Genomic DNA, 5,554 nt, shown 5'->3' with positions numbered 1-5,554 from the left:
CCCCCGGCCCCGACGGTCTAGGACCTTGGACCGCCGGGCGGGGTCGGGGCCGGACCTACCGTCCCCGCATGGCCGATCCCCGGGGCTTCCTCACCACGCGCGTGCGCGAGCTGCCGCCCGACCGGCCGGTGGCGGTGCGCATCCTCGACTGGGACGAGGTGCACCGCCACCCCGTCGGCGACGCGGCCTTCCTGGAGACGCTGCGACGCCAGGCGGGGCGGTGCATGGACTGCGGTGTGCCGTTCTGCCACCACGCGTGCCCGCTCGGCAACGTCATGCCCGAGTGGAACGACCTCACGTGGCGCGGGCAGTGGCAGGACGCGAGCGACCGTCTGCACCTGACGAACAACTTCCCCGAGATGACGGGCCGGCTGTGCCCGGCGCCGTGCGAGTCGGCGTGCGTGCTCGGCATCCACGAGCCGCCCGTGACGATCCGCCACGTCGAGCTCTCGATCGCGGAGGAGGCGTTCGACCGCGGTCTCGTGGTGCCCGAGGTGCCGGGCCGCATGACCGAGTGCACGGTCGCGGTCGTCGGCTCCGGGCCCGCCGGGCTCGCGGCCGCGCAGCAGCTCACCCGCGCGGGCCACCACGTCACCGTCTTCGAGCGTGCGGACGCGCCCGGCGGGCTGCTGCGGTACGGCATCCCCGAGCACAAGCTGCCCGCCGCCGTCGTCGAGCGTCGCCTCGACGTCATGCGCGCCGAGGGCACGGTGTTCCGGTGCGGCGTCGACGTGGGCCGTGACGTCACGGGCGACGAGCTGCGCCGCCGGTTCGACGCGGTGCTCGTCACGACCGGCTCGACCGTCCCGCGCGACCTGCCGGTGCCGGGCCGCGGCCTGGCCGGCGTCATGCCCGCGATGGACTACCTCGTGCCCGCCAACCACGCGGCCGTCGGCTCGCCCGTGCCCGGGGCACCCGTCGCGACAGGGCTCGACGTGGTGGTCGTCGGCGGCGGCGACACCGGCGCGGACTGCGTGGGCACCGCCGTGCGGCAGGGCGCACGGTCGATCGTGCAGCTCGAGATCCTGGCGCAGCCGCCCGAGGCGCGTCCGGACGACCAGCCCTGGCCGACGTACCCGACGGTGTTCAAGGTCTCGACGTCGCACGAGGAGGGCGGCGAGCGCCGGTTCGCGGTGTCGACGCTCGGGCTCGACGGCGACGACGGCCGAGTCACGGGCGTCCGTGTCGTCGACGTCGAGCGGGTCGACCGCCGGTTCGTCGCCGTCCCGGGCACCGAGCAGGTCCTGCCGGCGCAGCTCGTCGTCCTCGCGCTCGGCTTCACCGGGCCGGAGCGCGGCGGGCTCGCCGAGCAGCTCGGGCTGGCCGTCGACGCCCGGGGCGCGTTCGCAAGGGCCGACGACTTCTCGACGCCGACGCCCGGCGTCTTCGTCGCAGGCGACTGCGGCCGAGGGCAGTCCCTGGTGGTGTGGGCGATCGCGGAGGGTCGTGCGGCGGCCGCCGCCGTCGACACCCACCTCGTCGGCCGTACGACGCTGCCCGCGCCGGTCCGGGCGAGCAGCGTCGCGATGCGGGCCTGACGGCGGCGCGGCGATGTGCCGTGGAGCGCCGCTCGCACGCCCTGGGGCACGTCACGCCCGCGTCAGCACCTCGCGCAGCCGCGCCGCGAACGCCTCGGGCTGCCCGGCGTACCCGTGCTCGCCGCCGAGGAACCCGCCGTGGTGGCTCGGGAACAGCGTGAGGTCCTGACCGAGAAGGGCGGCCAGCGCCTCGGTCGCGCGGAACGTCAGCAGGTCACGGCTCTCCTCACCCGCGGCGACCACGACGCGGGTCGGGCCGGCGGCGACCGCGTCCAGGTCCGGGCGGAACGCGGTGACCGGGTCGGACACGCCCGACAGCAGCGGGTCGTCGCGTGAGCCGTCGTCCTCCGTCGGCAGCCCGAACTGCGCGGGGTCGACGGGCTCCTGCGCGAAGCGGTCCGGGAACGGGCCCTGCCACGACGACACCAGCATGAACGTCGCCATGCCGGCACCCCAGCCGCGCTCGGCGTACACCTCGCCGACGCGCCTCCCCGCGGCCCGGGCGTTCTCGGCGTCGGGCAGGAGCTCGACCAGCGGGGGCTCGTGCGCCACGAACGTGCGGACGTCGTGCGGGTGCGCGGCGACGAGCGCGAGGCCCGTGATCGCACCGCCGCTCGACCCGAACAGGTCGACCGGGCCGCCGCCGAGAGCCTCGACCAGCGCGTGCACGTCCTCCGCCTGGACGGCGGGGTCGTTGACCGTCGAGCCGTCGTGCCGGGCGCTGCGGCCCAGCCCGCGCGGGTCGTAGGTCACGACGGTCCGCTCGGTCAGGAGGCCCGCGAGCGTCGTGAAGCCGCTCGCGTCCATCGGCTGCCCGATCAGCACCAGCGGCGGCTCGCCGTCCGCGGTGGGCAGCGGGCCGTGCACGTCGTAGGTGAGTGTCGCGCCCGGCACGTCGAGCGTGCGGGTGTCGGTCGTGGTGGTCATGGTGCGCTCCTGTCGCCGAGGCTCGTCGTCGCTCGTCGTCGGCTGCGGACGGGCTCACGGTGCTGACCGGCCGCACGCCCGGGACTCATCGGGCCCATCGTGGACCCGGCGACGACGGCGGCGCGCGCGCGGGGGCGGGGCGGGCGGCCGGTGCCGCGTGTCGGTGGTCCGTGGGAGCGTCGCAGGGAGTCGCCGCGGACCGACCGCCTGCGACGTCGCCAGGAGGTCGCATGTCGAGCCCGCTCGCCGACGCGCTGTCGGCGCACGTCCAGGGTCCCGTGCTCGTCCCCGGTGCCGCGGGGTACGACGACGAGGTCGCCGCCTTCAACCTCTCCGTCACGATCCGCCCCGACGTGGTCGTCGGCGCGACCGGCGTGGACGACGTCGTCGCCGCCGTGCGGCTCGCGCGCGAGCACCGCGTCCCGCTGCGCGTGCAGGCGACCGGGCACGGCGCCGAGCGGCCGCTGACGTCGGGCGTGCTCGTCACGACCCGTCGCCTCGACGACGTGGTCGTCGACGCCACGACGCGCACCGCGACCGTCGGCGCCGGCGTCCGCTGGGCCGCCGTCGTCGAGCGCACCGCGGAGCACGGGCTCGTCCCCGTCGTGGGCTCGTCGTCGAACGTCGGCGTCGTCGGCTTCCTGCTCGGCGGCGGGCTGGGCCCGCTCGCGCGCAGCCACGGGTTCGGGTCGGACCGGCTGGTGTCCGCGACGGTCGTGACGGGGACGGGCGAGGTCGTCGACGCCGACGACGGCGAGCACGCCGACCTGCTGTGGGCGCTGCGCGGCGGCAACGCCGTGCCGGGCGTCGTCGTGGCCGTCCGGATCGCGCTCGTCGAGGTCCCCGACCTGTACGCGGGGGCCGTCGTGTTCGACACCCCGCACGTCGCGACCGCGCTGCGCGGCTGGCTCGACTGGACGGCCGGCGCCGACGACCTCACGACGACGAGCGCCGCGGTGGTCCGGATGCCGCCGATCGAGGTGGTGCCCGAGCCGCTGCGCGGGCGCACGGTCCTGTCGGTGCGCTTCGCCCGGCCCGGGTCGGTCGAGGACGGCGAGCGCGCCGCCGCCCCGCTCCGCGCGCTCGCCCCCGCACTGCTCGACGGCCTCGGCCCCTTGCCGGCGCGCGACTCCGACCGCATCCACGGCGACCCGACCACGCCCGCGCCCGTCTGGACGGGTGGTGCTGGGCTCGCGCACGTGCGCGACGGGTTCGTCGACGCGTGGCTCGCCGCGGTCGGCCCGGACGCGGACCAGCCGTTCGTCGCGGTCGAGCTGCGGCACGTCTCCGCGCCCGTGTCCGCGTCCGCAGCACGGACGACCGGTCAGGACGCGGTCGCCGGCCGGGACGCCGCGTTCACGCTCGGGCTCGTGGCCGTGGGCCCGCAGGCCGCCGGCGTCGGCCCGGGTGCGGCCGAGCGCGTGCTGTCCGCCGTCGCACCGTGGCTGGCCGACGAGGCGAACCCCAACATGAGCGGAGGGCTCCCGGGACGGTGGCGGCCCGACGTCGCGGCGCGCCTCGACGCGGTCCGGCGGCGGTACGACCCCGACGACGTCCTCGGGTCCCGCGCGCCGGAGCCCGCCGGGGTGGGCTGACGGGCGTCAGGGGGCTCCGTGCGGCCGGGGGGTCGCCGGTCGCTGCGGTGGGGCGAGAGGCGGAACGGGCGTCCCCGGCTCGTCGGGCAGGTGCAGCGGTTCGATCGCGACCGGGTCCCACGTCCGCACCGTCTCGGTGACCCAGAAGACGATGAAGAGCACGATCTCCCACCACTCGACGACGAGGATCGCCTCGTCGACGCCTGCACGCTCCAGCGCAGGCCACAGCACCAGCCCGGCGACCATGAGCGCGGCGACGGTGAGGTAGATCCTGCGGTAGCGCCGGTCCGACGCGGCGTCGGTCGCGGGCCACCCGTGGCTCAGCACCGCGAGCGCCAGGCTCACGATGAGCACGATCGCCGCCGCGCCGTGCAGCCACGCGAAGGTCGTGCCCGGCTGCACGAGGCGGACGACCAGCAGCGCGACGACCGCCAGCCCGAGGACCGTCATGAGCCAGAACACCCAGCCGCCGTCACGGGCCGTGCGCGCGGCGTGCATGGTCGCGCGGGTCGTCCGCCACTCCACGAGGACGACCGCCGCCGACACCAGCAGCAGTGACGTCAGCACGATCCGTGCGGGCAGCGCGGCCTGCGTCCGGGCAGCGCCGTCGAGCCGCTCGAGCTCGGCGGTGAGGCTGTTCGGCACGAACGCGACGACCAGCGCGAGGAACCCCGCCCAGTTGAGCGTGTAGTCCTCGACCGCGGGGAAACCGCGGTAGGCGACCAGGCAGACCGCGATGCCGGCGAGCATCGCGACGAACACGTCGCGCAGGTCGCCGTCGTAGTAGTCGCTGATCGACCGCTCGACGCGTCCGCCCGTCACCCACACGAGGAACGACGACACGAGCAGCAGCACCGGCAGCGCGACGAGCGTGATGCGCAGCAGGCGGTACGTCGCCCGGGCGAGCGGGTCGGTGCTCGCGGTGCCGACGTGCGTGGGGCCGCCCACGCGCGACCGGGGCGCGGTGGCCGTCGCGCCACGGTCCGCGGCGTCCGTCGTTCCGGTTCCTGCGGGATCGGACATGTCGCGAGCGTCCTGCCGTCGTCGTCCGAGGTCAAACGCAGGAGGCGACGCGGGGGAGCGGCGTCGGCGGCGGGCGTCGGGCACTCCTCGACCGTCCTGCGGCGGACGGGTGGCGTCGTGACGCGCCTCTCACGTGCGGCTCCGCCCGGTCGATGCGCAGGACGTGACCGCCGAGGGGTCCCGACCGCTCCCGCGCGACGTGCCGACGTCGCCGAGCGGTCGCGTGCCCCGGTGGCTCCTCGACGAGCGCGCGGCCCGTGCGCGTCAGGCGGGCCCACGCGCCACGACGCTCGACGGGTCGACGTCCCTGCTGCCGTCGCAGCCGGGGGCACCCGCCGTCGAGTCGATCACCGAGCCTCGCACCCCGGCCGCCGTCGAGCCCGGCACCCAGGTCGCCGCCGGCTCCGGTACCCCTGCCGGCGCGGTCCCGGCGCCCGCCGTCGGGCGAGCGGCGCGGCCGGACGCCCGGCG

5 protein-coding genes are annotated in these 5,554 nt (G+C 76.6%); 3 read left to right on the top strand and 2 right to left on the bottom strand.

The window, feature by feature from the left end; translation table 11 throughout:
- Positions 1–68: 68 nt before the first annotated feature.
- Positions 69–1,538, top strand: a complete 1,470-nt coding sequence (locus CTKZ_RS19500) for a glutamate synthase subunit beta (RefSeq protein WP_124344473.1) — start codon at positions 69–71, stop codon at positions 1,536–1,538.
- Between the two features lie 51 nt (positions 1,539–1,589).
- Here the strand turns inward: CTKZ_RS19500 and CTKZ_RS19495 are convergent, their stop codons facing one another.
- Entirely contained in the window at positions 1,590–2,465 is an 876-nt protein-coding gene (locus CTKZ_RS19495) for an alpha/beta fold hydrolase (protein WP_124344472.1), read from the bottom strand.
- Between the two features lie 230 nt (positions 2,466–2,695).
- On the opposite strand from CTKZ_RS19495, the gene CTKZ_RS19490 reads away from it, so the two are divergent.
- Positions 2,696–4,060, top strand: a complete 1,365-nt coding sequence (locus CTKZ_RS19490; RefSeq protein WP_124344471.1) for an FAD-binding oxidoreductase — start codon at positions 2,696–2,698, stop codon at positions 4,058–4,060.
- A gap of 6 nt (positions 4,061–4,066) precedes the next feature.
- On the opposite strand, the gene CTKZ_RS19485 is transcribed toward CTKZ_RS19490, so the two are convergent.
- Positions 4,067–5,083: a hypothetical protein gene (locus tag CTKZ_RS19485; protein WP_124344470.1), complete on the bottom strand. Its 1,017-nt coding sequence runs from the start codon at positions 5,081–5,083 to the stop codon at positions 4,067–4,069.
- Positions 5,084–5,306: 223 nt separating this feature from the next.
- On the opposite strand from CTKZ_RS19485, the gene CTKZ_RS22225 reads away from it, so the two are divergent.
- On the top strand, positions 5,307–5,554 hold a 248-nt coding region (locus CTKZ_RS22225), incomplete at its 3' end, for a hypothetical protein (RefSeq protein WP_210766402.1).

The sequence above is a fragment of the Cellulomonas algicola genome (assembly GCF_003851725.1).
GTDB lineage: Bacteria > Actinomycetota > Actinomycetes > Actinomycetales > Cellulomonadaceae > Cellulomonas > Cellulomonas algicola.
The sequence above is the reverse complement of the archived record's forward strand: the minus strand, read 5'-3'. Positions and strand labels throughout refer to the sequence as shown.

What these genes read in the sequence shown, in the direction of transcription:
- CTKZ_RS19500 (WP_124344473.1), top strand. Translation starts at nt 69, where the DNA reads ATGGCCGATCCCCGGGGCTTCCTCACCACGCGCGTGCGCGAGCTGCCG.
- CTKZ_RS19495 (WP_124344472.1), bottom strand. Translation starts at nt 2,465, where the DNA reads ATGACCACCACGACCGACACCCGCACGCTCGACGTGCCGGGCGCGACA.
- CTKZ_RS19490 (WP_124344471.1), top strand. Translation starts at nt 2,696, where the DNA reads ATGTCGAGCCCGCTCGCCGACGCGCTGTCGGCGCACGTCCAGGGTCCC.
- CTKZ_RS19485 (WP_124344470.1), bottom strand. Translation starts at nt 5,083, where the DNA reads ATGTCCGATCCCGCAGGAACCGGAACGACGGACGCCGCGGACCGTGGC.